Source organism: Ruegeria sp. CG4, assembly GCF_056537185.1.
In genome coordinates, this window is record NZ_JBQFRB010000013.1 from 70,799 (window position 1) to 95,875 (window position 25,077).

25 protein-coding genes and 1 pseudogene are annotated in these 25,077 nt (G+C 54.3%); 13 read left to right on the forward strand and 13 right to left on the reverse strand.

The window, feature by feature from the left end; translation table 11 throughout:
- Window positions 1-14 precede the first annotated feature (14 nt).
- Window positions 15-1,184 carry a carboxynorspermidine decarboxylase gene (nspC, locus tag ACR0J2_RS22615; protein ID WP_480813945.1) on the forward strand — a complete coding sequence of 390 codons (1,170 nt, stop codon included), beginning with the start codon at window positions 15-17 and terminating at the stop codon, window positions 1,182-1,184.
- Entirely contained in the window at window positions 1,181-2,023 is an 843-nt protein-coding gene (gene speB, locus ACR0J2_RS22620; protein WP_480813946.1) for an agmatinase, read from the forward strand. The genes nspC and speB overlap by 4 nt, the downstream gene beginning before the upstream one ends.
- A gap of 40 nt (window positions 2,024-2,063) precedes the next feature.
- Here speB and ACR0J2_RS22625 read toward each other — a convergent pair whose 3' ends face one another.
- Window positions 2,064-2,666 (reverse strand): HD domain-containing protein, encoded by a 603-nt coding sequence (locus ACR0J2_RS22625; protein ID WP_170806902.1) that lies wholly within the window; start codon window positions 2,664-2,666, stop codon window positions 2,064-2,066.
- A 99-nt stretch (window positions 2,667-2,765) separates the two neighbouring features.
- Here ACR0J2_RS22625 and ACR0J2_RS22630 point away from each other — a divergent pair, with 99 nt between their 5' ends.
- Window positions 2,766-3,599 carry a LysR family transcriptional regulator gene (locus ACR0J2_RS22630; protein ID WP_480813947.1) on the forward strand — a complete coding sequence of 278 codons (834 nt, stop codon included), beginning with the start codon at window positions 2,766-2,768 and terminating at the stop codon, window positions 3,597-3,599.
- A gap of 2 nt (window positions 3,600-3,601) precedes the next feature.
- On the opposite strand, the gene lptF is transcribed toward ACR0J2_RS22630, so the two are convergent.
- Complete coding sequence (gene lptF / locus ACR0J2_RS22635) at window positions 3,602-4,744, reverse strand: LPS export ABC transporter permease LptF (protein WP_480813948.1); 1,143 nt, start codon at window positions 4,742-4,744, stop codon at window positions 3,602-3,604.
- A 397-nt stretch (window positions 4,745-5,141) separates the two neighbouring features.
- Here lptF and ACR0J2_RS22640 point away from each other — a divergent pair, with 397 nt between their 5' ends.
- Window positions 5,142-5,465 carry a hypothetical protein gene (locus ACR0J2_RS22640; protein WP_480813949.1) on the forward strand — a complete coding sequence of 108 codons (324 nt, stop codon included), beginning with the start codon at window positions 5,142-5,144 and terminating at the stop codon, window positions 5,463-5,465.
- Window positions 5,466-5,861: 396 nt separating this feature from the next.
- Window positions 5,862-6,002, forward strand: a complete 141-nt coding sequence (locus tag ACR0J2_RS22645; RefSeq protein ID WP_480813950.1) for a helix-turn-helix domain-containing protein — start codon at window positions 5,862-5,864, stop codon at window positions 6,000-6,002.
- A gap of 456 nt (window positions 6,003-6,458) precedes the next feature.
- On the opposite strand, the gene ACR0J2_RS22650 is transcribed toward ACR0J2_RS22645, so the two are convergent.
- The 4 genes from ACR0J2_RS22650 to ACR0J2_RS22665 all read right to left on the reverse strand — a co-directional run bounded on the left by ACR0J2_RS22650 (window position 6,459) and on the right by ACR0J2_RS22665 (window position 9,020).
- A complete protein-coding gene (locus ACR0J2_RS22650) occupies window positions 6,459-7,292 on the reverse strand; it encodes a methyltransferase domain-containing protein (RefSeq protein ID WP_480813951.1) in 834 nt (277 codons plus the stop codon).
- Between the two features lie 84 nt (window positions 7,293-7,376).
- Entirely contained in the window at window positions 7,377-7,778 is a 402-nt protein-coding gene (locus ACR0J2_RS22655; RefSeq protein WP_480813952.1) for a hypothetical protein, read from the reverse strand.
- Between the two features lie 21 nt (window positions 7,779-7,799).
- Window positions 7,800-8,600, reverse strand: coding sequence for a class I SAM-dependent methyltransferase (locus tag ACR0J2_RS22660; RefSeq protein WP_480813953.1), 801 nt, complete (start codon window positions 8,598-8,600; stop codon window positions 7,800-7,802).
- A 48-nt stretch (window positions 8,601-8,648) separates the two neighbouring features.
- Window positions 8,649-9,020 carry an ArsR/SmtB family transcription factor gene (locus ACR0J2_RS22665; protein WP_480813954.1) on the reverse strand — a complete coding sequence of 124 codons (372 nt, stop codon included), beginning with the start codon at window positions 9,018-9,020 and terminating at the stop codon, window positions 8,649-8,651.
- A gap of 64 nt (window positions 9,021-9,084) precedes the next feature.
- Between ACR0J2_RS22665 and ACR0J2_RS22670 the strand changes: the two genes are divergently transcribed.
- Together ACR0J2_RS22670 and ACR0J2_RS22675 are read left to right on the forward strand one after the other, a co-directional pair.
- Window positions 9,085-9,840, forward strand: coding sequence for an aspartate/glutamate racemase family protein (locus ACR0J2_RS22670; RefSeq protein ID WP_480813955.1), 756 nt, complete (start codon window positions 9,085-9,087; stop codon window positions 9,838-9,840).
- A gap of 17 nt (window positions 9,841-9,857) precedes the next feature.
- Window positions 9,858-10,637, forward strand: a complete 780-nt coding sequence (locus tag ACR0J2_RS22675; protein ID WP_421597034.1) for a methyltransferase domain-containing protein — start codon at window positions 9,858-9,860, stop codon at window positions 10,635-10,637.
- A gap of 21 nt (window positions 10,638-10,658) precedes the next feature.
- Here ACR0J2_RS22675 and ACR0J2_RS22680 read toward each other — a convergent pair whose 3' ends face one another.
- Together ACR0J2_RS22680 and ACR0J2_RS22685 are read right to left on the reverse strand one after the other, a co-directional pair.
- Window positions 10,659-11,228: a carboxymuconolactone decarboxylase family protein gene (locus ACR0J2_RS22680; RefSeq protein WP_480813956.1), complete on the reverse strand. Its 570-nt coding sequence runs from the start codon at window positions 11,226-11,228 to the stop codon at window positions 10,659-10,661.
- Between the two features lie 199 nt (window positions 11,229-11,427).
- On the reverse strand, window positions 11,428-12,000 hold the full coding sequence (locus ACR0J2_RS22685; protein WP_480813957.1) for a TetR/AcrR family transcriptional regulator: 573 nt from the start codon (window positions 11,998-12,000) through the stop codon (window positions 11,428-11,430).
- A gap of 167 nt (window positions 12,001-12,167) precedes the next feature.
- On the opposite strand from ACR0J2_RS22685, the gene ACR0J2_RS22690 reads away from it, so the two are divergent.
- Complete coding sequence (locus tag ACR0J2_RS22690) at window positions 12,168-13,313, forward strand: MFS transporter (protein WP_480813958.1); 1,146 nt, start codon at window positions 12,168-12,170, stop codon at window positions 13,311-13,313.
- Between the two features lie 162 nt (window positions 13,314-13,475).
- Here ACR0J2_RS22690 and ACR0J2_RS22695 read toward each other — a convergent pair whose 3' ends face one another.
- Complete coding sequence (locus ACR0J2_RS22695; RefSeq protein ID WP_480813959.1) at window positions 13,476-14,273, reverse strand: alpha/beta fold hydrolase; 798 nt, start codon at window positions 14,271-14,273, stop codon at window positions 13,476-13,478.
- A gap of 444 nt (window positions 14,274-14,717) precedes the next feature.
- A pseudogene (locus ACR0J2_RS22700) lies at window positions 14,718-15,455 on the reverse strand (transposase); the annotation flags it as partial.
- Here ACR0J2_RS22700 and ACR0J2_RS22705 point away from each other — a divergent pair.
- Window positions 15,454-15,648: a hypothetical protein gene (locus ACR0J2_RS22705; protein WP_480813960.1), complete on the forward strand. Its 195-nt coding sequence runs from the start codon at window positions 15,454-15,456 to the stop codon at window positions 15,646-15,648. The pseudogene ACR0J2_RS22700 and the gene ACR0J2_RS22705 sit on opposite strands and share 2 nt — an antisense overlap.
- 147 nt (window positions 15,649-15,795) lie before the next feature.
- Here the strand turns inward: ACR0J2_RS22705 and ACR0J2_RS22710 are convergent, their stop codons facing one another.
- Window positions 15,796-16,425 (reverse strand): MSMEG_1061 family FMN-dependent PPOX-type flavoprotein, encoded by a 630-nt coding sequence (locus tag ACR0J2_RS22710; protein WP_480813961.1) that lies wholly within the window; start codon window positions 16,423-16,425, stop codon window positions 15,796-15,798.
- Between the two features lie 306 nt (window positions 16,426-16,731).
- On the opposite strand from ACR0J2_RS22710, the gene nthA reads away from it, so the two are divergent.
- Genes nthA through ACR0J2_RS22725 form a run of 3 tightly spaced genes read left to right on the forward strand, consistent with a single transcriptional unit; the run spans window position 16,732 to window position 18,345 of the window.
- Window positions 16,732-17,373 (forward strand): nitrile hydratase subunit alpha, encoded by a 642-nt coding sequence (gene nthA / locus ACR0J2_RS22715; protein WP_480813962.1) that lies wholly within the window; start codon window positions 16,732-16,734, stop codon window positions 17,371-17,373.
- On the forward strand, window positions 17,373-18,032 hold the full coding sequence (gene nthB, locus ACR0J2_RS22720) for a nitrile hydratase subunit beta (protein WP_480813963.1): 660 nt from the start codon (window positions 17,373-17,375) through the stop codon (window positions 18,030-18,032). The genes nthA and nthB overlap by 1 nt, the downstream gene beginning before the upstream one ends.
- Window positions 17,989-18,345, forward strand: a complete 357-nt coding sequence (locus ACR0J2_RS22725; RefSeq protein WP_480813964.1) for a nitrile hydratase accessory protein — start codon at window positions 17,989-17,991, stop codon at window positions 18,343-18,345. Before nthB ends, ACR0J2_RS22725 begins: the two co-directional genes overlap by 44 nt.
- A 754-nt stretch (window positions 18,346-19,099) precedes the next feature.
- On the opposite strand, the gene ACR0J2_RS22730 is transcribed toward ACR0J2_RS22725, so the two are convergent.
- Entirely contained in the window at window positions 19,100-22,144 is a 3,045-nt protein-coding gene (locus tag ACR0J2_RS22730; RefSeq protein ID WP_480491699.1) for an efflux RND transporter permease subunit, read from the reverse strand.
- Between the two features lie 3 nt (window positions 22,145-22,147).
- On the reverse strand, window positions 22,148-23,407 hold the full coding sequence (locus ACR0J2_RS22735) for an efflux RND transporter periplasmic adaptor subunit (protein WP_480813965.1): 1,260 nt from the start codon (window positions 23,405-23,407) through the stop codon (window positions 22,148-22,150).
- A 378-nt stretch (window positions 23,408-23,785) separates the two neighbouring features.
- On the opposite strand from ACR0J2_RS22735, the gene ACR0J2_RS22740 reads away from it, so the two are divergent.
- On the forward strand, window positions 23,786-25,051 hold the full coding sequence (locus ACR0J2_RS22740) for an MFS transporter (protein WP_480813966.1): 1,266 nt from the start codon (window positions 23,786-23,788) through the stop codon (window positions 25,049-25,051).
- The last annotated feature ends 26 nt before the right edge of the window (window positions 25,052-25,077 follow it).

Consider the following 25,077-nt stretch of genomic DNA (forward strand, 5'->3'; position numbering starts at 1 on the left):
AGGAGACGCCGGTTATGTCCGACATGATGACCACACAAGCCGGGGATGCCGGAGCCTTCCGCAATTTTGACCTGAGCCGTGTGCCGACCCCCTGCTTCGTGGTCGATGAAAAGGCCGTCGAGCGGAACCTGACCGTTCTCGCCGATATCGGATCCCGATCAGGCGCGCATGTGCTGAGCGCGCTCAAAGCGTTTTCGATGTTCTCGCTTGCCCCCCTGGTACGCAAACATCTCGGTGGCACCTGCGCCAGCGGCATCTACGAGGCTCGGCTGGGCCGCGAAGAATACGGTGGCGAGGTCGCCACATTCTGCGCCGGGTACAAGGACGCGGATATCGACGAGATCCTGTCACTGTCCGACCACATCATCTTCAACTCTCCTGCGCAAAAGGATCGGTTTCTCGCCAAGGCACAGGCTGCGGGCGTTCAGGTCGGCCTGCGCATCAACCCGGAACACTCCGAGGGTGAAATTCCGAAATACGATCCCTGCGCCCCCTGTTCTCGGCTGGGAACGCCCGTCAGCCAGCTCACCTCGGGAACCCTGACCGGGGTTGATGGCCTGCACATGCACACGCTCTGCGAGCAGGGATTCGAGCCGCTGCAGCGCACGTGGGACGCCGTCGAACCGAAACTCATGCCGTTCATGGGGCAACTCAAATGGCTGAACTTCGGCGGCGGGCACCATATCACCCGCGACGACTATGACCGCGACGGGCTGGTCGCTTTCATCAAGGGCATCCGCGAATCATATGGCATCGATGTCTATCTTGAACCCGGCGAAGCCGTCGCACTGGATGCAGGCGTTCTGATTGGCGAAATCCTCGACCTGCCGACCAATGGCATGAACCTTGCGATCACCGATATCTCGGCCACCTGCCACATGCCCGACGTGATCGAAGCCCCCTATCGTCCGGCTTTGATGGATGAAGCCGAGGCTGGCCACACCTACCGTCTGGGCGGCCCCTCCTGTCTGGCGGGTGACGTGATCGGTGACTACACATGGGACAAGCTGCTGGAGATCGGGCAGCGCTTCGCCTTCCTGGACCAAGCCCATTACTCGATGGTCAAGACGAACACATTCAATGGCGTGCCGCTGCCAACCATCGCGCTGTGGAACAGCGAAACAGACGAACTGAAAATCATCAAAAAGTTCGGCTATGAAGACTTTAAGGACAGACTCTCATGAGCATTTTTCTCGACAGTGAACTGACCGCTTCCGAGCGCACCGAGGACGCGCGGTTCCACGTGATCCCGGTGCCGCTGGAGCGCACGGTGTCCTATGGCTCGGGCACGGCCAAAGGGCCCGAAGCAATTATCGAGGCCTCAAATGAGCTGGAGCGGATCGTCGACAGCGCTGAACCCTGCCTGCAGGGCATCTTCACCGAGCCGCCATTGGATTGCGATGCCTCGCTGCCGGAAATCATGGAACGCCTGGCCCAACGCACCGAAGCCGCAGTGCGCGCGGGTAAGGTGCCGGTGACGCTGGGTGGCGAGCATTCGCTCAGCTACGGTGCAGTCATGGGCGTCGCCCGTGCGCTGGGTCAACCAATCGGTATCGTTCAGGTGGACGCGCATGCCGACCTGCGCAACGCCTATCAGGGCGAAAAACACTCCCACGCCTCGGTCATGCATCTTCTGGCCGAAGAAGGCATCCGCCTGGCCCAGTTCGGCGTTCGTGCCTTCTGCAAAGAAGAGGCGCAGAGCCGTGTACAAAACAACGTTTTTCACGTCGATGCCGAAGAACTGGTGACCGACAACATCCACGCCATCGACCTGCCCGAAGACTTCCCGGAACTGGTTTATGTCAGCTTTGATGTTGATGGACTGGACCCGGCGATCATGCCGGCAACCGGAACCCCTGTACCCGGTGGGCTGGCCTATTACCAGGCGCTGCATCTGGTGGAACACGCGTTGAAGGGGCGAAAATGCGTCGGACTCGATGTGGTCGAACTGGCCCCCGATGGCAATGCCGCATGGGATTTTACCGCCGCGCAGATCGTCTATCGTCTGATGGCAAGCTGCTGATCGGTTCAGGCGGGCCACTCAGGCCCGCCTTTCATTTTTCTTAATCAGTCTTGCCGTCGTCCGCCGTCTCGTTCAATTCCATGTGGCCTTCTCCCTTGTTCAGAACCCGGCGCAACATGGGTTCAAAGAACTCCAGCGGTTTGGTCGGGTAATCGGGGTCGAAGGCGCACTGGTCGTATTCGTGGCAGAAATACCGGCAGTCTTCCCAGTACGGGCTGTCACGATACTTGTCGCGGGCGTTGCGGTCGCCACCCAGGAAGTGATTGTAATAATACCCCTGAAACACGCAGTGATGCTTGAGAATCCAGTAGGTTTTTTCGCTGACATAGGGCTTCATCATCGCCGCTGACAGCTCACCATGGTTGTAGGGGGACAGGATATCGCCCGTATCATGCACCAATGCAGCGATGACGATCTCTTCGTCGGCCCCGTCGTTATAGGCACGGGTCGCGGCCTGCAGGCTGTGTTGATAACGGTTTACAGGATAGGGCGTCCACTCTTCATCGAGCGAGCGGATTGCATCCAGAATGCGATCCGGCAGGGCCGCATTATAGGCGTCTTCGTAGTCCATTACCGCCAGAAAATCTTCCTTGGTGGCGTTTTCGAAACTGGTCCAGGTGGGTTTGTGGCTTTTGTCCAGCATGGCGCGTCCTTTGGCTGAAGTTGCGCATCATGATAGTGCAATCCCTGTGGCCAAAAAAATGAATTGATTTTATCGGTTCGATCAAAAAATACTTTCGGCATGCAGATCAAAGCGCTCGAAACATTTCTGTGCGTTGCCGAGGTCGGAGGCTTTCACGCCGCGGCCCGCAAGCTGAACGTGACCCAGACCGCGGTCAGTGCGCGTATCCGCGCGATTGAAGATGAAACGGGAAAGCAACTGTTCAATCGGGGCGCGGGTGGCACCACACTGACTGATTTCGGGCGGCAATTCCGCCCTTACGCCGAACAGATGCTGTCGCTTTGGTCCTTTGCTTCACACGACCTGCCGTCTCAATCCCAGAACCGCATCGCCTTGCGACTTGGCGCGCAGCTGAGCATCTGGGATCCGTTGCTGGTTGATCTGGCCGTGCGGTTCGAACGGCAATCCGGAAAACTATTGCTGACGCTGAACTATGACCACGATCTGAACATGGTCGACGCTGTCGCGACGCATGTTCTGGATGCCGCCCTGACCCATGAGAAACCGGCCGATCCGCGCGTGGTGTTCCACGACTTGGGCACCGAGCGCCTGATACTTGTCCGAACCCGGGGCACGGCCGACACCGGCCAGGATCTGGTATTTGTCAATCTGGAATTGGGTGAAGTCTATCAGGACCACGTGAAATCCGTGGCCCGACAGGCGCCGGGGCAGACGATTTTTCTTGGCAATTGCATGATGGCGCTGCGCTATGTGTTGCGCCGGGGCGGAACCGGGTATTTCCCGCGCTACGTCATCGAAGACCACCTGCGATCGCAGGAACTGATCCCGATCGAGGGGGCACGTGACCTGTTACTGCCGCTCTATCTGGTGACCCGCCGTGATGGCGCGGGCATCGACGATATCCTGAGCTGCCTTGCCGATCTTCGCGGCTGAACTCAGGTGCCTGCCTGCGGCATTGTCTGGCTTTCGGTTCGCCGCATCACGACAAGCGGCCGGCCCGCAACAAACAGGAACATGCAGGAAATCAGGATGCCCCCGAAGGCCGGCAGATACAGCATCGGCCACAGGGCAGGATCGGCGATGACAATGGGAGAGATAAATCCGCGAACACCCTCCAGCAGAATAAGGATGGTGAAAGCCCCGAATATCTGTGGCCAAAGGCCAAACCGCGAGAAACTGCCCAGCATCAGCGTGGAATACCCCGCCATCGCGACAGCAATACAGATCGCGATCCAGGAGAACCGCTGGTGCAGCTCCTCGATCATCTCGCCCTGGCTGAATCCTTCCGCTGCCGAGATTGCGTCCCGGTCATTGAGCAACTCGATTGTCGGAACCGCTTCGAGGCTGCGGTCGTTCATGCCGCGCGAACTGGTCAACCCGGATATGTCGTAAGACGCGTCCTGAAACAGGGTCGAAGACAACGTCCGGCCTTCACGGTCCAGGCGCAGCGCGATCCCGTCCAGCATCACAAGATGCAGACCCGCATCGTTGTTGACCAGATACGCCGTCTTGCTGGAATAGCTGGCCGAGTTCAGTTTGTCGCGACGATCGGAAACAAATACTTCGTGCAAAGTACCGTCCAGATCAATGCTGCCGATATAGACCGTCACCGAAGCGGCCGGGTGCAGGAATTCACCCTCGTTCAACAGTTGCGCGGTGACGTCCCCGGCGACTTCGGCCTGCCGCTGCTCAAGCTGATCGACGGATGTGGGGCGCAGGAATATGCTGATGACCGCCATCATCAGCCCGGCAATGACACCAAAAACCAATACTCCGCGCGCCAGCCGCCACGGGCTTGAACCAGTGGCCAGCATCACCGTCATCTCGCTTTCGCGACTCAGCCGGTTGGTGGCATAGACTGCGGCGGCGAATACGGCCATTGGCATCACCGTGCGGATCAGCGTCGGCAGTGTCAGGGCCGTAAATTCAAGAAACACCATGGCCGACTGACCACCGCTGATAACCCGGTCAAACAGGCTGACTGATCGGGTAATCCAGAAGACGCCAACCAGAACCAGAGTGAAAAATCCGAACAGCACCAGCAACTGCCGCAGGAAGTAACCATCGAAACGCGACATGTATCCCCATCCCGGTGCGTTCTGTCTGCACGGGACAATAGGCCATTCATTCGCCGGAGGGAACAGCGATTGCCCGTGAAACTGAACCCGCACAAGGAAGGGTATCCCCAACCTGGGCTTCGTCGACAACATGGAAGGAAATGGCAGGGGCAGCAGGGTTCGAACCCGCGACCTACGGTTTTGGAGCTAGGTTGCCTCGCCATCGTTGTAATCTAAGTCATTCTAACCATACACTTTTTGTGTTGTTTTGAAACGTTTAAAACATTATAATAATGTTACACATGTCCAACGACGGTACAACATATCAACCGTTAAAAACGGTCGTAGAATTCAGGGGTAGTCCAGAACAACTATCCCGGATCTGTTGTGTGAGATTGAACGTATGATCGGGGTGAAGGTGACGATCACCGACAACCCGATCTCGGAACCGTTGGAAGACGATCCGGAACCAGTTGAACTCCATATACCAGACCCCGACATTACACCGGACCAAGGTGGTTTGATCGGGGATCCGGTTGGGGAGGAATACGAACTCCGGAAGAAAGACCGAGATCAAAAAATCGAACTGTCCAAGGTGAAGATCACCCTAAAGAAAGACGGTTCGGTGGTCGCCGAGGTCGAGTTCCCATCCCTGAAAGTACCTCCGCTGAAGAACTTCTTAGACAGGGCGATGTTACGACACCCTCAACCGAATTTACCCCTGATCCCCCACGGTCCCTAAGCGCAAACTTATCTGGTTATTGGACCCGCCGCAGGTACAACTTCCAAAAGCGGTTTAAGGATAGGTGGCTGTAAGGTACCAAACACCCCTTTTTCTGCCTGTGTAGGTGTAGAACACAAAATTTTTGGGTGGTGGTACCGCGGGCGGGGTAAAACCACCTGTACCGGGAGAAAGTTTACCAGCCTCGCACATCCAGTGTACGAGACGTTTAGCTTTCACTGTATTCGAATGCGAGGTAAGCCACGAAGCCATTGCATTAAGACTTGGCAGCGGGCTCACCCCTTAGATCCAACCGTGTACCCCCTCGTTAAAAAACAACCACACAAACAAGTCGGCAGGACCGCTATTGGATCTATTATCACGGTGGCAAAACGATAGCCATGAAACGCCGATTTCTTGTTCGTTTCTGCCACTGACCTTTCTGTCGCGGAGGTTGCCTTCAATCTTGGTTTCAGCGAGGTCAACAGCTTCCGCCGCACATTTGCCAGCTGGTTTGGAATTTCACCATCTAAGTTTCGCAAATTGAGCGGTACGTAGGTAACAAGGCCTCAAAGGAGCGAACATTGGCGCAATGCGCAGCGAAGGTTCAGTTTCCGCCCAAATTGATGAATGCTGCGTAGCGAACCAGTGTCCAGTTTGGGCTCGGAGTGGCCGTTCGCGGCACCAGGCCTGAATGACAGCTCTGCGGACTTTGCGGACTTGTGCAGTCGCAGATACTGCTGACGCAGCATCTTCTTGCATATGCAGCATTTCAATCACGGCTCCGAAGCGAAGTCGCCGGAGCAGACATTAACAGTCATGGATTTAGCAAAAACCTTAGCTGATTTTTCACCCTAGCCCGGCGGAACAAGTTATACGCGAACCATGCGTCTTACTGTTGCGTCTATTCCAAAGTCGGCTTTGACCAGTGTCGGTGTGGCACAGCGACCAACGCCTGATGGAACAACCTACTCGGCCCCTTTCACAAATGGCGACCCTAGTCGAGATGGTTGACTAATCAGCGGTCACCACAGTCATGGCAGCCGGAATAGGCACCTCCCACTTTGGTCCCGATCCATGTTTTTCCAGAACTTTATCAACAACGGCCGCACGTATTGCAGCGGCATGCGTGGCGGGTTGCGGTCGCAGCAGTGCACCACCGCGGGCTGTTCCTTCAAGGAAGTAGTCATACGGCGCACCTGGGTCTGTCACGTGCCACTTCGACGCGACAATGACTTGTTGAAAATCTCTGAAACCAGCCTTCTCAAGGACGGGAAATGCAATCTCCGGATCGGCATAGTCGTTTGCGCCAGGCCCAGGTGGCAAGGCAATATCCGGAGACCCGTGTTGGCCTATTGCGCCAAAGACGTAGCCAAGCGCCGTGTCAACTTCAGGTCCACACCAAACAGAAAATGCCAGCTTGCCACCAGTACGGAGCACACGTCGTGCCTCCGCCAGAACTCCTGGTGGGTCCGGGACGTGAGGCATCCCAAAACCGATTGTCACGACATCAAAGGTCTCATCCTCAAAGCTGAGCGACATGGCATCGCCTTCGACAAACTTTGCCTCTGGCACCTCAACCCGGGCCATCTCCAACATGGCCGGTGAGAAATCCAGCCCGATCACCTGCGCACCGGCTTTGCACAGAGCAGCGGTCACGTTTCCCTGACCACAGCACAAGTCGAGCGCTTTGGAACCAGGTCTTGCCCCAACCGCAGAAACCATCGCTGGCACCACCATGTCTGCGGCCTTGGCAAAGACGCGGGCATAAGATTGTGCGACATCCGATTTTGCCCATTCTCGCCTTTCCAAAGCGGCAAAAGAGTCCGGCGTTTCTGTCTCAGCCATGTTTCCCCCCAGTTTTGTATCATTCAATAAAGAGTGCTCTGAATACGCCGACGCTCAATTGCTGTTGATACAACCAAGCTGTGACTACGATCCGGTCTGAAATGCGGAAATCACGATAGTTGGCGCAACGCCGTTCTCGTTATCCAAGATCGTGTAATAGTGCCGCCAGGCCCGCTCTAATGACCCATCCTCCCGCGTGAGCTCCCAATTTACGACTGCTAGGCTCAAATGAGGCCCTTGGCTAAACAGATCCACGGCGCGCAGGGAGGCATTGTGAACACCTCCAGCACGGAACGCATCAAGCCTCGTTTGATTGAAATCAGTGATCTCTGTCTGAGAGACGTAAAGCGTCATTTGGCCATCCAGTGAAACCATGAAGCATGGGACGTTGAAAAAGCGGTCCAATTCCTTGAGCGGAGCGTCACCTCGAATGACACTTTCCCAGGTTTGGCGGTAGTCTGAAACTAGTTGTCTGGTTGATTGCACGGTTTCGCGTCCTTGTTCGAGTTAAGGCCGTCTGGCTATGAGCGTTGCAAAGACCTGATAGCCATAAAGGGTGCCGCTTTTGGCGCGACGGCGATATTCCGCAACCAGACCGTCATGCAGCGCCTGGCCAATCTCGCCGCGCGTCATCAGCACCTTTCCGGTTTCCTCGACCCAGGGCAACATCTGGTCATTGTCGAGAACGCTCCGACTTTGAAAACTGAAATCCTCCACCACGAACCCAGCCTCGGTGGCCAGCCTCTGTAATTTCGCAACCGCATGTGGGTCAGTGACGAACTCCTGAACGAAGATCTTGGCGCAGGCATCGAGAGGATCATTCGGATAGTTCCCCAATGACGCTTTGGAGAAGTCTGCATCGCAAACGACCAGGCACCCGCCGGGTTTCAGCACACGCGAGGCTTCCTGCAAGAGTGACGCAGGGTCTTCAACGTGAGTCAGCACTGTATGCATGATCAGGTTATCGACTGACCCATCTTCCAGTGGCAGAGCGGCTCCATCCGCGACCTCAAATTCCACGTTGTCTTGGCTTTGGACCCGGGTCTTCGCTTCTTTCACAAAGCCCCTGGAGGGCTCGAAGCCAATAACACGCGCGGGATTGGCCTTCTCGCCAATGCGACGGGTGACGGCCCCGGCACCGCATCCCACTTCAATCGTCAGACTGTCTTCTGGAAACGCGAGCTTCCCAAGATATGACGAAACAATTTTCTCCATGGTGGGGTCTGCCTGACGTTCATCCATAGAGTCAGCAAAGGCAGAAATGAAGTCCTCCCCTGCTGCATCCACATCTTGAAACGGATCGGCCATATCTATTGTCCCCCTAGCGCCCATACTGCTCTTTACTTGTCGGCAAAGCTAAATCGAAGAGCTTCCCACACTCTTGCCAGCATTCACCTCTTTCTCGGTTCCCAAAATGCCTTTCGAAAGGTCGTTCAGAACGGCGGCAAACGCATTCTTGTTCAACTTATAGAACACCCAGTTCTTGATCTTTTTGGATGTCACGAGATCGGCTGCGGCGAGCACCTGCATATGTTCGGTGACGGCTGGCTGGCTCAACTTGATCTTCTTCGTGATGAACCCAACGCAGACACCATCCGCAACAAGATCGCCGTCGCGTTGTGGCGGGAAGTGCTTGGTTGGATCCGCCAGCCAGTGAACGATAGTGAGGCGCTTCGGGTTCGATAGTGCCCGCAAAGCCTCTGCCGTTGACTCGATTTCACTCTGCATATAGCAATCATCCTATATAGGTTGCCTCCTATATTTAGTGAGAAGGTGCTGCAAGTGAAACGGCATGTCACGTAAAATCGGCCTGATCGGCGGTCTGGGCTGGCCCGCGACGGTCGCCTACTACGAAGCCATTTGCAGGGCAGCCGAAAAGGCCGGTCACAAGGGATCGCCCGAGATGACAATCGAGTCGCTTGATATGTCTGCAACCGTCGCCGCACGCGGCGTTGCGGGAGATGAGAAGAGTTGGGCAGGTTTTGACGACATCTTCAGGCTGGCACTTGGAAGGTTGTCGGCGGCCGGTTGCGATTGTGCCGCCATCGCCAGTGTCACACCGCACAACCGATTGCATGCCATTTCGCAGGATGCACCCCTGCCTGTAGTCAGCGTTGTCGAGGCCGTGGCGGACAAGGTCCGCCCGGATGTACCCGCCAAGGCCATTGTTCTTGGCACGAGCGTCACGATGAATGGCAACCTCTTTGCCGATGGGCTGGCAGAGCTGGGTGTCACATCAATCCAGCCAAACAAGACTGACGTGACTGGGATGACCAGCCTTCTTGAAGAGTTCTTCTACGCTGGCCGAGCCATCGAAGGTCGGGACAGTCTGATCACGTTCGTCAAATCGATTGTCAGAGATTCACAAGACGTGCTGATCATTCTGGCTTGCACAGACCTGACGCCAGCATTTCCCGAAAGCGCGGGTCAGGCAAGGTTCACTGCTGAAGGATTTGATTTTCTGGACGCGACGGCGGCCCATGTTGAGGCCATCTTGAAGGCTGCCGAGATTGAATTTTCGGATCAACCCGTTTCCAAGCGAATGTAGAACAAGAAGGACGGCCCATGCTCCAGTTCAACGCCGAAACCACCCGATTGCTAACGATTGCCTATGAGGGCGCCGAGTTGACCCGCCGGCGACAAGCTTCCTTTGACGCTCTGAAGCCCAGTACTGGTGACACAATCCTTGATGTCGGGTGCGGAAATGGCTTGCTCACCGCCGAGCTCGCGCGAACCGTAGGAAGCGACGGCAAAGTCGTCGGCGTTGACCCCAGCGTGGACATGTTGGCCGCCGCGAAGGAGCGCTGCGCGCCTTATGACAACGTAGACTTCTTGGAAGGCGTCGCTGACAGCATCCCTCTCCCGGACGGCACCGCTGATAAAGCGGTTTCCGTACAGACGTTTGAATACATCGATGATGTCTCCGGCGCGGTCGATGACGTCCTGCGCTGCCTGAAGCCGGGTGGACGACTTGTCATCAGTGATTTGCACTTTGGAACATTTGTCTGGGCGAGTGATGATCCCGAACGCATGTCAAAAATGATCGCCTCCTGGGACGATCATTTTGCCAGTGGGACGCTGCCGGAACGACTGCCAAGCGTCCTGAAAGCCAAGGGTCATGAGATCGAGGCCGTTGTGCCGCACAACATGACGGACCACGAGCTGAAACCCGACGGCCTTGCGATCATGATGATGCATCTGATGAAGAACTACGCCGTTGCGAACGAACACGTCGAGGAAGCCGTGGCGCAGGCTTGGTTCGACGAGCAAGTTAGCCTTGCGAAAAAAGGACGGTTCTTCTTTTCCCTCACCCAATTTGTTGTCGTCGCGCGAAAGGCAGGCTGACACCGACAAAGCCTCTTCACATCAAACATCAAGGCCGTTTTGACGGCCGAAATCAGTGTAGAATGTATCGCTTCGGCACCTCTCCAAAGTCGCCTCATCGGCTTCTCTTGGGTCATTGCCGGGGCTTTGAACGCCTGTGCCCTCGATGAAGCGGTTCACGAGATTGAAAACGCCGCACACCTGGATGGCATCGAACAGAGCACCTTCCGACCAGCCCGACGCATACACGGCTTGCGCATCCGCCTCCGTCATGCGCGATGGTGAGACGGTGAGTTTCTCAACATAGGCAAGGACTGGCTTCAGGTCTTCCCGGACAGGGGCCGTGTCACGATCTTCCATCAATGCCGCTATCGTCTCGACCTCAATACCGTAGGCCTTGGCGAAAACAATGTGTGCACCATGGCAGTATGCGCAGGCGTTCAATCCCGAGACATAGGCTGCGATCAGTTCACGATCCGCAACCGAGAGATCGCTCTCACCCCGCATCACCAGACTTTCGTATGCACAGAGCGGCGCGAGCTTATCCGGAAAGGCTTGATAAACACTTCCAAGCGTAGCGTTGTCGGGTAGAGAGGGAAAAAGGCGTTTCATCTGATGTAGTCCAATTCTGCTGAAAGCACTCGCAACTCATACTGCGCAAATAGACATGCTCCTGCAACGAAACATGGCAACATTGCCCTCGAAGGACCAAAAAGGAGAATGATCGAGTGAGTGGTTTGCGCTTTTCTGATCCTTTCCGAAATCTGGGACAATAGAACTGGCCACGACACCTCATTCCGTACAATCAGTGTCATTTTTCCTCCGACCGGAATGCCAACTCACCTGCTGCTCTGCCGGCAGCCTTGAAGTAAGAGGTGTCGCCGTGGATCAGAGCAAGGCTCATGCTGCCCTCAATCAAGGCCATTACCTGTCTGGCGATTTCATCATGTCTTTCCAGCCCATGCTCATGAAGCAGTTCAGACAACCATTTCTCTGTCATTGTCTTGTGCGCGCTGGCTGCCAGACGTGCCGGGTGACCCGGACGATCAGCAAGCTCGGTAGAGATCCGTGTGAACCCTGACCCCATATAGTTGTCACCATCAGCCCAGTCCGTGAGTTGAAGGAATAGGTTCTCGATGACTTGGTTTAGGGGTGTTTCCCTTGGTCCCGCCCAGGCCTTGAACCGACCGAGGACATAATCGTGCTGTGCGTTTAGTACGTCTGCGACGATGTCATCCTTGCTCTTGAAATGGTAGTAGATGGTGCGCTTTGTCACTCCGGTCGCCTCGGCGATCGCATCGACACTGACCCTCGAAAACCCCTCTCGATAGAAAAGCCGATAGGCAGCGGCAAGAATCTTCTCTCGGGTGCCGGTCTGACTCAAATCCATCCTCCATAGGTATACTCACTAGTGAAGTGACATAAAGTTTGCAGCGATCTAGCTGTCGGATCAACGCGATTGCGTTCAAATGAAGGAAAGCCATCCAGGTGAAGGAAGCCGCAGATATCCCAGAATCCCGATTCAGGTGGGTTGTCGCCATCTCCGCGGCCATGCTTCTGGCAGTGGCGATGGGAACCCTCGTGAACGGGATGTCGGCGTTTCTGGTGCCGCTCGAGGAAGAATTCGGTTGGCAAAGAGCAGAAACCTCGGCCATCAATTCCTTCGGGCTGATCGGCATTGCGCTCGGCGGCATTGCCATGGGGTTTCTTGCCGATAGGGTAGCGACCCGTACGGTCTGCCTCATTGGCGCGGGTGCAATGTGTGCAGCCCTAACGCTGTCCGCTCACGCCAACGCGCTATGGCAATTCTACGCCCTATTTTTTATTGCAGGCGCACTCGGCGGCGGGGCATTCTTTGCGCCCGTTATTGCCTTGGTCGGCGGCTGGTTCCGACGCGGAGCGGGACTTGCGATAGGCATCGCCTCGGCCGGGCAGGCGGTAGGCCAGGGCCTCGTACCGTTCGGCTCCGGATACCTTATCGAAACCGTGGGGTGGCAGAGCGCGCTGAGCTACCTCGGGATCATATGCGCGGTTGTACTGGTGCCGTTGTCCTTCGTGATGATCGATCCGCCAGAAGGCAACGGGAGCGCCGCAGCCCAGGTTGAAAGTGGTTCGACGCTTTCGCCCCGTCTGGTTCTTCCCGCTTTGTCGATTGCAGTTTTGGGGTGCTGTGCAGGCATGGCCGTGCCGCTTATCCACCTTGTGCCTCTCATTCAGATCGTTTGCGGAGTCGGCGCTGAAGCCGGTGGTCCATTGCTTCTGATGCTCATAACGGCAATTGCAGGGCGCATCTTCTTTGGACGGCTCGCCGACACGATTGGTCCGCTTCGGGCGTGGATGGTAGCCACGGCCTGGCAAACTGCGTTGATGCTTGGTTTCATGACGCTTGGATCGCTGCAGGCGTTTTGGGTTTTCGTCGTTCTCTATGGGTTTGGCTACGGCGGCGTAATGACCGGCGTATTGGTGTCTGTGCGTGCCCTCACGCCAGCATCCCGACGCGCCTCGGCGACCGGAATTGTGCTGGCTTTTGCTTGGCTCGGTCACGCGGCCGGCGGATGGCAAGGGGGATTAACATTCGACCTAGCAGGTACGTATTTCTGGGCATTTGCAAACGCTACGGTTTTTGGACTTGTAAACCTTGCTATAATTGGTGCGATCTACTTGGTATCGCTACGGCGGTCTGTGCAGATATCTTGACCAGACTGAAGCAACGCATTGATTCGAAAGTCCTTTTTTCGTGATCTGGGACGACACGTTTACACGCTCAGGGAAGGATTTTGACTGAACCGTCAGCGTTTTTTCGGCCATCCGTTTTGGTTGCGCAGTGAAGGTCTGGTATCGATGCAGCCCAATTTTGATTCAGTTTTCTGATTTGAGCCTACTTAACCAGTCTTGCAGCATGGCTTTGAACAGAGCAGGGCGTTCCCAACTCAACGAATGCCCCGCAATATCGAGTAGTCCGTAGGTGGCTCGCGGATAGCACTCAAGCATCGCCATCGTGTCAGCATAGCCGGAGATCGAGTCCTGCCTGCCCGAAAGAATCAACGAAGGCTTGTCGAACCGCGATGCCAACATTTCGTCGTGGTATGAGAACAAGAATTTGTTTGTCACTCGCGCTTCGAGATCGGCATCGTGGAGCGCGGCGGCGGGGACCTTCGTCTGGCGGATTTTCTCGATGATTTCGGGGGTCTGGATCACCAGTCTCTCCGCTCGACCTGTCACTGAAGACGGCTGCCCTTTGAGCAAGTCTGGTCGCGCAATGATAGGCCGGGCTTCAGGCTTTGGCGGCGGCGGGTCAGTTGGAAATCCCCCGGGGACAATGAGACACAGGCCTGCAATCAATTCCGGATCGGAATAAGCTAGGCCTTGGGCGATGTAGCTGCCACGTGATTCACCAATCACGGCAATACCGTCACTGCCGGAAATAGAACGCGCGAAATCAAGGGCGCAACTTGCAATATCATCTTGTGACTGCACACCCTCGAATCCGGTTGACTGCCCACATCCCGGCAAGTCCAGATAGACCCTTCGCCACCCGTTTAAACCCGCAAAGCACGGTTCGACCGCATCAACCATATGTCGGTGATCCAACCTGCCTCCGTGAAGGATGAGTAACGGAAACCCAGATCCAAATTCAGCGAAACTCAATTTCGACATAATGAAACCCCTAAATTGAAGACACTAGCCTCTAGATTCCGTGATGTCACTTGGCCGGTCCAAGAGGCAAAACTGCTGCATGGTTGCGTCGCTATCTCTGCCACCGCACAGCATTGTAAGTCGAACTCTTGTAGCGATTTTCGTGCTGCATGCGCTCGCAGCGAAAAAGTGAATCAGAGGTTGGGCTCTCACCCCGGTTTCGCCGCCCAGAGCGTGAACTTCGGCTCTTGATTTGCCAACGACCGTGCATTGAGCGACACGACACAAGATCAAAGACTTGGACCGCCGTGCCGATGAACGGTCTCGACAAGCGTGTTACACTGGCGTCGCCGCACGAGCATCAGGCCGTTCTGAGCCGATTCCATTGAAGAACTCATTTCGATTTTGCGCTTTGGGGTTGGTTGTGGCCAATTTTTGTTCGGCAATCTGAGACGGTGCCGCTTGTCATCCTGTGGCCGGTACCATGGGCTTGAGTTTTGCTAGCTTCCGGAGGTTTTGGGCGGTGGCTGCGAGGGTAAACTCGTCTTGGACGCCGCATGGGCCGCGTAATCGGAGCCGGCCCAGGCCGAGGATGCGTTTTAGGTGGGCGAAGAGCATCTCGACCTTTTTGCGCCGCCTCTGGGCCGTTGGATTGAACTCTGAGGCCGTGCATTGGCGGGCGAAGTCTCGGACGATCTCGTATTTCTCGCGGTGGATTGCGCGGGTCTCCGAGTTCGGGCAACACTTGGCCTTCAGCACGCAATCCGTGCAATCGGACTTCCGCGCCCGATATTTGCGGGCGCGCCAGCTTGGCGCGTTCCGCTTTGGATCGGAATAGGTACGCCAGGTGTGTCGCATCTCCTTGCCGCCAGGGCAGATGTATCGGTCATTCTCATCATCCCATGTGAAGTCGGATCGTGAGAAGGTTCCATCGGTCCGCTCACCCTTGTCGAAGACCGGGACGAAGGGGAGGATCTGGCGCTTGAGAACTAGCCAGACCAGATTGTCGGATGATCCGTAGGCGGTGTCAGCGGCGATCCATTCGGGCTTCACGCCAAACCGCTCTTTCGTTCGGTCGAGCATCTTGCGCATGGCACCAACCTCCGCCGTCTTGTTCGACCGGCTGGCGTCTACATCGACAATGATCCCGTGGTCTGTGTCGATCAAGTAGTTGTCGGAATAGGCAAAGAAAGCGGGGCCTTTGTCTGACTTCACCGTGACCGTGGTGCCTGAGAAAACCGGGCGGCGCGTCACTGGCGTCCTGATCGGCTGGGGGGCGAAGGACATTGAGGGCCGGAAAGCCGCCTATGCCGAGCTGCAACGCCCCCGCGTGGGCCGCAAGGCGCGGATCACCGGGACCGTTGAAGACATGTTGCCGCCTGAGGTGATCGAGTAGGGCAAAAACCTGCCAAAACCCTATGAGTTTTGCCGTAGGTTTTTGGCCAGCCGCGATTTTCTTGGCCTTGCGCCTCGATGACAAAAACGACCGTTTTTGGCGCGCAGGTTTTGGCAAGGGGTTTTTGGCAAACCTTTGATACCCAGATCAGTACAGTCGTGTTTCCCGATCTCGATCATGGTTGCCCTGCACTTGTTCGAGGGATTCTTCTGTGTCGACGGTTGATTTGACCCACTGAGCCAAGCTGGGTGCGTCCTGTGCATGTTCCCAAGTGTCAGGTGACCAGAGTTTCGACCGAACCAACGATTTCGAGCAGTGCATGAAGACCTGTTCCACATCGACAACCAGAACGAGGTCAGGCAGCCGCCCGTTGATCTCGAAGCGTTCGCGCAGGGCTTCGTCAGCGGCAATGCGTCCGCGCCCGGCGATCCGTAGCGTTTCCTTATGGCCGGGAACTAGGAACAACATTCCAACCCGGTCATCAATCAACAGGTTTTCAAAGGTATCGACGCGATGATTTCCCAGACGGTCTGGCACGAGGAGAGTCTTGTCATCGTAAACGTGCACAAAACCTGGCGCGTCACCTTTCGGGGAGACGTCGTGACGGTTTTCAACACCAGCCGAGGAAATGATTACGTAAGGCGACCGAGTGATGAACTCCCGCGCGACGTCGTTTACGCGGTCGAGGTCTTTCTTGCTCGCATTGCCCTTCCACTCCGGGATGATCTCTCGGAGCTTTTTCTGGCTGGTTACGGGGTCGGACAGTTCAAGCGGCATCCAGTTCTCCTACGATTTTCAGACGAGTTTGCTGAATTGCCGCGCATTTGTCACGCGGTGCGCTGATTTGGACAGAACTCATACGTTTCTGTCACTGCCAATAACCACCGTTTTTGGCGCTATAACCGCAGCGGTTCACACGCAGGGGTTGCTATCGGATTGGAACTTCATCGACATCTGCGAACCCATTTTCCGGATGATGTGCTTTGTATGGAAGTCAGGTTCTCAGACCGTCCTGACAGGCAAGACCAAAATACATCGCATCACTTAGCGGGCGGTGCTAGTGTCGTGTTGGGGAGAACGCGAATGCCTACATTTGACAGTGAAAACGCTGCGAAGCTGCACCGCGAGTTGCATACACACTTGCCGTCAGACCCTGTGCTCAGGGTTAAGACATTGGAAAGTCTTGCAGTTGAACGTGGTCTGGTCGCGCCTGAAAGCCTCGACGCTTGGATTGAAGCCTATTCCGAGCATATCGGACCGAAACGCGGGGCGCATGTAGTGGCGCGGTCATGGCTTGATCCGGGGTTTCGGACACGCCTGTTGGATGACGCGGCAGAAGCCATCAAGGAGTTTGACTATCAGGGGGATGCGAGTGCTCACCTGAAGGCGGTCGAGAACACCCACACGCAGCACAACATCGTCGTGTGCACGCTGTGCTCCTGCTATCCCTTTTCAATCCTGGGGATGTCACCGGCGTGGTACAAATCGACCGAATACCGCGCCCGCGCCGTTCGAGAGCCTCGAAAAGTGCTTGCAGAGTTCGGCGTGGCACTCCCTGAAGATGTGGGCGTCCGCGTCTGGGACAGCACTGCCGAGCTTCGCTATATCGTTGTCCCGCAACGGCCCTCGGGAACCGATGGGTGGAGTGAGGAACGCTTGGCAGCCCTTGTCACCCGAAACTCCATGATCGGGACAGAGCGAGATTTGAAGGCGGAGGCGGGCTGATGGACGGCATCCACGATCTCGGCGGCGTTGAGGGTTTTGGCCCGGTGCCCGTAAAGAGCGGCGACAAGGATTTCCGCGACTTGGAAGAGTGGGAAAAACGCGCCTTTGCGTTGAGCTGGTCGCCGATTGCGCCCGGAAGCACCATCGACTGGTTTCGCCACGGGCTAGAACGCATGGTGCCTGCTGACTACCTCGCCTTTTCCTACTTTCAAAAGTGGTGCACCAACAATCTGGTGCGGATGCTCGATAACGGCACGATAACACTTGAGGATGTCAAACGCGGTCACGTACAAGACCCCGTTGCGCCGCCTCCTTCCATAACGGTTGAAGATGCAGTGGCGGATGTAGCTGCATCGGCTTTCAGCTTTGAGAGAGAAACGTTAGAACAACCCGCTTTTTCTGTCGGAGACACGGTCCGAGCGCGGCGTCATACGCATGCAAATCATACGCGCCTTCCCCGGTACGTGCGCGGTCTGAATGGTGTGGTTCTTGCCCATCATGGAGCGCATGTGCTGCCAGACCGCAATGCCGAAGGTGTCGAGGTACCGGAACATCTTTATACGGTTAGCTTCCGCGCCATTACCTTGTGGGGTGAGGGTTCTAATCCGCGTGACGATGTCACCCTCGATTTGTGGGAAAGCTACCTTGTTCCGGCCTGACGATCCACTCGCTCCACCCCAGCCGGCCTTCGATGAGCCTTGGCAGGCGCAGGCTCTCGCTTTGGCGGACAACTTGGTCCAAGCCGGTCATTTCACCGCGACGGCTTGGGCCGAAGCGCTCGGCCAAGAATTGAGGAGTGCCGAGAGCGAAGGGACTCCAGATAATCTTGACACATATTATGGCGCAGTCCTGAGTGCACTTGAAACGCTCACCGAGAGCGCCGGTATTTCCGAGGAGACCCGCATGCAGCGTCGCACCGATTGGGAAGCCGCGTACCTTCGTACCCCTCACGGGAAACCAGTAACTCTTTGAGAGTTGCAGGCGTTCGCAAGCCAAGCAAGAATTCAAGTAACGGCTGAGCTAATGATTGCACTTACAAACAACCTTGTTTGGCCAGCGATTTCCGACAAGCGGTCATTGGCGCAGCCGCAGCGAATTGGCGCTTTGTCCCGCACAGTGTGAATCAGCGTTTTCAGATTTGCTGCGGCATTCATGAACGGCTGCTGTTACCTCTGGGAAGCAGTGTGAAATTTTACGCCGGTGCAGAAAAATCTGCGCTGCGAGCGCGCGCAGCAAGATTTTGACACTTCCGCTCAGGGCTCAGGGCTGCCGTTCTCCGCAGCAATCATATTGACCGGTCGCAGCCCAATCCGGACAATTAATCCAATGTATGCAATTCCGCCGTGGGGACAAAGCTCCAATTCGCAGGTGAGCAACCTTCCGGCCGCAGAACGTCAGAAATGCACAGAAAGCAGATTTTGGAAATCTACGAGAACGGCTCAGAAAAAATGTCTTTCGGCAAACGCCGAACGAGCAGAGGTTTGGTCAGGCAAACTTACTGTTCGCAATGTTCCAACAGAATCTCTGTTCTGAACCAAGAATGCTAGAGGATTGCGAAAAAGTTAGTTTCCGCACTTGGAGACCTAGATTTCTGCAGGTCTGGCAAGGGCGCGCGAATAGAAGGTCAATCCAAATCAGCAGGTCAATGCAAAAGCACGTACTTAAAACCTGGAACATGGCGAAAGCGTGATATGTCTTGCGGAGATGAAGATCTGAAGGTTAGTTACTAAGCCGCTGTTTCGTCCTCATTTATTCTAAAGAATATTGAGTACAGAGTCGGCACTACTATCAGCGTAAGAACGGTCGCAAAACTCAAACCGCAGATAATCACCACTGCGAGCGACTCAAAAAATGGATCCCACAGCAAAGGCATTACTCCAAGTACAGTAGTAAGTACTCCCAGTGCCACTGGGCGGACGCGTAGAACAGCTGAGTCGACAACAGCCTGCAATCGAGGTTTTCCACCAGCAATCTGAGTATCGGTTTCGTCAATAAGGACGATAGCGTTTTTGATTAGCATCCCTGTTAGAGACAAAATACCCAGTATTGCCATAAATTCGAGTGGCGTTCTGGTTGCCGCGAGCCCCCAGACGACTCCAATGAGAGCCAGAGGTACTGTCAACCATATGATCAGTGGCTGACGGACTGCATTAAACAAGAAGAAAACTACGACAATCATCGCTCCGAACCCAAGCGGCATGGTCGAAGCCAAACCGTCGTTTGCACTTTGCGAGTCCCCGTACTCACCCCTCCATTCAAGAGAATACCCACTCGGCAAATGGATTGCCTCTACGAATGGTCGGATTTGAGCGAAAAGGTCGCCTGAGAGTACTTCTGGTGCGTTATCGGCTTGTGCGGTGATTGCAAGCTTGCGGTCGATGCGCCTAAGGTTCCCAGCTTCGAAAACAAGGTCAAATCGGTCTACAACTTGAGATATCGGAATGTATCCTCCGGCTACATCGCTGTAAACTTGGATGTTTTTTAGGTCACTAATATTGTTTCGGTCTGCTTCGAATGGGCGCATTACTATGTCCAATAAGTTGTCGCCTTCGCGATAAATCCCTATAGGCGCCCCTACTTGATGCCAGTAAACTGCCCTAGATATCTCCGCTTGGGTGAGACCCAGCCTTCGGGCGTTTTCTGTGTCAATAACTGGTCGAATTACCTGCTTTTGTTCGCGCCAGTCGTCTTTTATCGCGATGGCTCCGTTTTCAGCAAATATCAGTTTTGCCTTTTCGGCGAGTTCGCGAAGCACAACGGGATCGGGTCCAGAAAATTCGACTTCGATTTTCGATCCACCTCCAGGACCCAATACAAACTTCCAAACTTTTGCGTATGAGTCAGCGTACTTTTGGTTGATCCAAGACTGAATTTCCGGCTGTAATGCATCGATCCGCCGATAATCCTCCACGTCCACCAAAATTTGACCATAGGCGGGGTTCTGGTCTTCACTGTCGTATACCAACATGAAGCGTAAATGCCCGCTGCCCACGGAAAGATTTGTGGACGTGACACCAGGTAGAGTTAAGAGATGCGCTTCAATCTCTCGCATGTCCTGACTGGTTTGTTCAATGTCGGTTCCCTCTGGCAAAAAGTAATCCACCACAAATTGCGCCCTGGTGCTGTTGGGAAAGAAACCCGGCGGTACTAACGCAAACCCTGCGATTGCAGAGAAAAAGAGCGCAACAATAAGGCCCACCGTAAGGTGCCGGTATTGGATCGCATAAGCGAGGAGCGAACGATATGCACGGAGAATAGCATTCTCTGCAGGCGGTGTTTCCGAGGTTGGTTTCAGTAGCAGAGTACAAAAATAGGGTGTGAGCCATATCGCTATCAACCACGAAAAGAGCAAGGAAATCGTAATAGTCCAGAAGAGGCTCCCGGCGTATTCGCCCGTGTTGTCCGGTGAAAAGCCAATTGGAGAAAACGCCAAGAGTCCTACAACTGTTCCTCCGAGTAGCGGCCATTTGGTTTGATTTACGACAGTGATAGCAGCGTTGCTGGTGGCTTCACCGCGTTGAACTCGGACCAACGTACCTTCGACAACGACAATAGCGTTATCAACCAGCATGCCGAGTGCAATGATTAGCGCGCCTAGTGAAATCCTTTGCATGTCCAGCCCCAATAGCTGCATACCGGCAAGCGTGCCTGCAACTGTGACCAACAGAATACCTCCCATCAGTATTCCGGATCTTAACCCCATAAAAATAAGCAATATGCCTACAACGATGATGAGCGCCAGAACCACGTTCATGACAAAGTCGTTGATCGATTCTTTTACCGAAGCAGACTGATCAGAGATTGGCAAAATCTGGATTCCGATTGGCCTAAGGTTCTCCAACTCGTTTATCCGTTGCTTCACTGCTTCGCCCATGTTCACAACGTTTCCGCCCAGGCTATTGGATATTCCAATTCCAATTGCAGGTTGGCCGTCCCGAAAAAGTAGGGGGCTCGCGGGTTCAACGTAACCGCGGGACACGGTTGCGATATCTGAAAGTCGAAATGATGCACCGCTACTCGGCACAGAAACGACTAAGTCTTTGATAGCGTCAATTGAGTCGACTGCCGCCGACGGCCGTATCTCTATGCGACGCGAGTTGGACTTGATGGAACCCGCCGGCGCTACGAGGTTTTGCCCCTCCAGAACTTGCCCAATTTTTTGTGGTGATATTCCAAGTTCTATTAACCTTGCTGGTGCGTATTCTACAAAGATTGCTTCATTCTGTTCACCACTTAAGACCACCTTGGAAACACCGCTGACGGCAACCAACTCCCTCTGGAGCTCCTTCGCGTACTCGTGGAGCTCGGCTATAGAATAGCCATCACCAACAATCGCGAAATACAAGGCATACACATCGCCGAAGTCATCGTAGACTTGCGATTGGAGTGAGTTCGGCGGCAGGCTAGTTTGAGCGTCAAGTATCTTTGCGCGCAATTGGGCAAATCTTGCGTGAAGTGACGGAAAATCAGGAGTTGTGGGGATTGTAAATTCGACCGTCACAGTGCTGAGTCCGGGTGATGAAACTGACTTCACCTCTTTTACCCCTAGGAGCTCTTGTAGAGCATTCTCAATCACCTCGGTGACTTCTTCTGCGACTTCTTCTGCAGTGGCACCCGGATAAGGTGTTATGACCTGAGCTTGCCTGATAATAAACTCAGGATCTTCGAAACGAGGAAGAGTTAAGTATGCAAAATAGCCAGCGACCAAGATGAGAATAGTCACCAACGCCGAAATTAGGCGCTTCTCAATTGCAAACCTAGCGAGATCCATTTGCTACTCACCAACTTTTGAAATCGGGCGAACTACCATGTCATCCAGCAGTTCGCTCAAGCCTGCGGTTACAACCATGTGTCCTTCTTCAAGGCCATCTTTTACGACCACGAAGTCGTCAGATATTTCTCCCAATTCAACTGGTTGGCGCTTAACGGTGTTGCTGGATCCATCCAACAGCCAGACATAAGGGGAACCGTCGGGGCTTGCCGCTAATGCTGAAAGTGGAACCACAACATGCGTGTCGCTTTGCCCGTCCGCCCTAATAATCACGCGCGCTACCATCCCAGGCAGTACAACCAAGTCTTCAGGCGGGGTTACTGATAGACGACCACGATAGGTTTGTGTCGCTGCGTCTGCTTGCGTTGAAAACTCGACAAGGTCTGCGTTCAATTCTACGCCCGGCAACGAGTCAAACGTAACCATACTAACAACATTGTCGAAGCCAATTGACGACATTGCGATTATGTCAGTGCCGGGCAAGTCATAACTTACATCCACGGTCGAAAGATCTTGGATTAAGGCGATGGTTTCACCGGCTTGAACATTACGGAAGTTGTCCACGTTGCGCTTGGCAATCGTTCCATCGAACGGCGCTCGAAGCGTAGCATCAGAAAGATCGTTTTTTGCCGATTGAACCTGTGTTTTTAGGCCACGGATCGACGCTTCCGCTGCAATTATCTCTTCGGGCCTCCCACCGACTCGACCAATTGTCAGCTGCTCTTCTCGCGACACCAGTTCGGCCTCTGCCAGACGAAAGGCAGCTTCACGTTGCTGGTATTGGGCAGTAGGGATTACACCCCTCTCCAAAAGCTGAGCTGAGCGGATGTATTCTTCGCGAGCTTGATCTCGTTGAGCTTTAGCGGCCTGTACCGAGGCTTCCAAAGCTGTAATTTCTTCAGGGCGTGCGCCTGACCTCAGTACAATTAGATTCGCCTCTGCCTCTTCTAGTTGGCTATTAAGTCTTGCTACCTCGACTTCGAAGTCTCGTGTGTCTAGCTGCGCAACAACGCCTTCCTGCACCACATTGCTGGAGGCCCTAATTGGTAAGTCTATTATTCGTCCACTGACTCGAAAAGAGAGTTCAACTTCCCTCGAAGGGTAGACAATAGCAGGATAAATTCTTTCAAAATCAGATGAGGCTTTAAGAACAGTGAAGACTTTTGCTGGTCTTATCGTCGCGGGGGTATCTTGTGCTGCGGCTACGATGGGAAAAGCACAAAATAAAACAGCCGCCAACGTCCCTAAGAAGTTCAGATGCATATTTTTCACCTTCTTATTCGAAGCTGCTCGCTTGTTGGGCATTCGCGATGGGCACAAGAAACTTGGCGAGAGAAGAGATCGTTTGAACCAACTCTGCCTGCAACAGTAGACTTTCACAAATTTGGGTGAGCCAAAATGGCTCAGCGAAAATATCATGAATTGGAAACAGTTTATTGTTGGATTACAAAGCGTAAGCTAAAATTCAACAAGAATGCTGCCGTAGCGAAAGCCGGACCTACCGCAATGGTGTCAAGCGGTTTTCGATTTCAGTAGAAATCAGAGTTACAGTTTTTTGGGATGCGGCGCATATTTCAGGGAGATACTGCGCGTCTACTTGAGTAGATGTGAGAAGTAGCAAAAACTTGAAGGTAGGGTGTGTTGGCAATTAGAAAACAAGTTCTCAATCTTCAGTCTCTCTTCATAGCAATGGCTGCTGTGCAATTGGCTACTGCTGGATCTGGCACTTTGGTTCCACTTGCGTTTTCTGAAATTGGGGCATCTCAAGAAGCTGCTTCCGTGGCGGCGTCGGCATATTCGGCGGGATTCTTAGTCGGCTGCTTTGTCGTGGCCAGATCCATTGTCGATTTTGGCCATATCCGTGCATTTGCGTTTGGGGCTGCTATCGCGATAGCTGTGGCGATACTATTTTCTGTTTCTACCAGCACCTCTTTTCTTATCTTTTTGCGTTTCCTGGCCGGTTTGGCGACTGCAGGGCTGTTTTCGATCGGCGACACTTGGTTGAATGAGACCGCAGCGGAAAAGACCCGTGGGAGTGTCCTCGCAGTCTATTCGATTGTCGTAGGCATCGTCGCGGTATTCAGTCAGTTTTTAGTTTTTGTAGTGCCTGGTGATATCCGAGAGGCATTCGTCTATGTCGCATTATTTTACTGCATTTCGATTATGGTTATCTCGACTACTCGATCAACGCCGCCCAACAATGACGCCCCGGTACCAATTAGGGTGCGCGGATTGTTCAAAGATGCACCGGCTGCGGCTGTCGGTGCTTTTGCTATAGGTATGGTGTCGACAACGCTGTTGAGCGTGGTTCCCTACAGCGCTGCCCAGCTTGGGATAGAGATCATAAATGTGGCCATTATGGTCGCATTAATCTACTTCGGACGTGTTCTTTTTCAGTTTCCGCTTGGTCGGCTATCCGACAAGATGGATCGCCGGATAGTAATCTTGATTGCATCGGTCACTGCAACATTTGTTCTTTTTGTCATGGGGGTTCTCGTCGATGTGGATTACGACCATAGCGCCAATTCATTCGACTACAACTCAATCGGTTTCGGGGTCCTTTCCATCATATTGGTGTTGCTGGGTGGTAGCTTGCTCACCCTTTATTCTTTGCTTGTAGCGCACGCGTTGGACCGAACGGTTCCGGTCTTTGTGTCTTCGGCGGCGGTAACTATGCTATTGGTTTGGACTTTAGGATCCATAACTGGCCCCCTGATCGCGAATGCCGCTACCACCTACTTCGGTGACATCGCGCTCTATTGGGTGAATTTTGCGGTCATGCTCTGTTTTGCTTTGTATTTGGGAAAAAGGGTATGGTCAGTTGAGCCTGTGTCTCGTGCTGAGCAGACATCTCACACCGACGTCCTACCAACCAGTACAGAAATGGCCCCTTCCGAGAAACGTTAATACCATGAAAATCAAGTTCTTTTTGT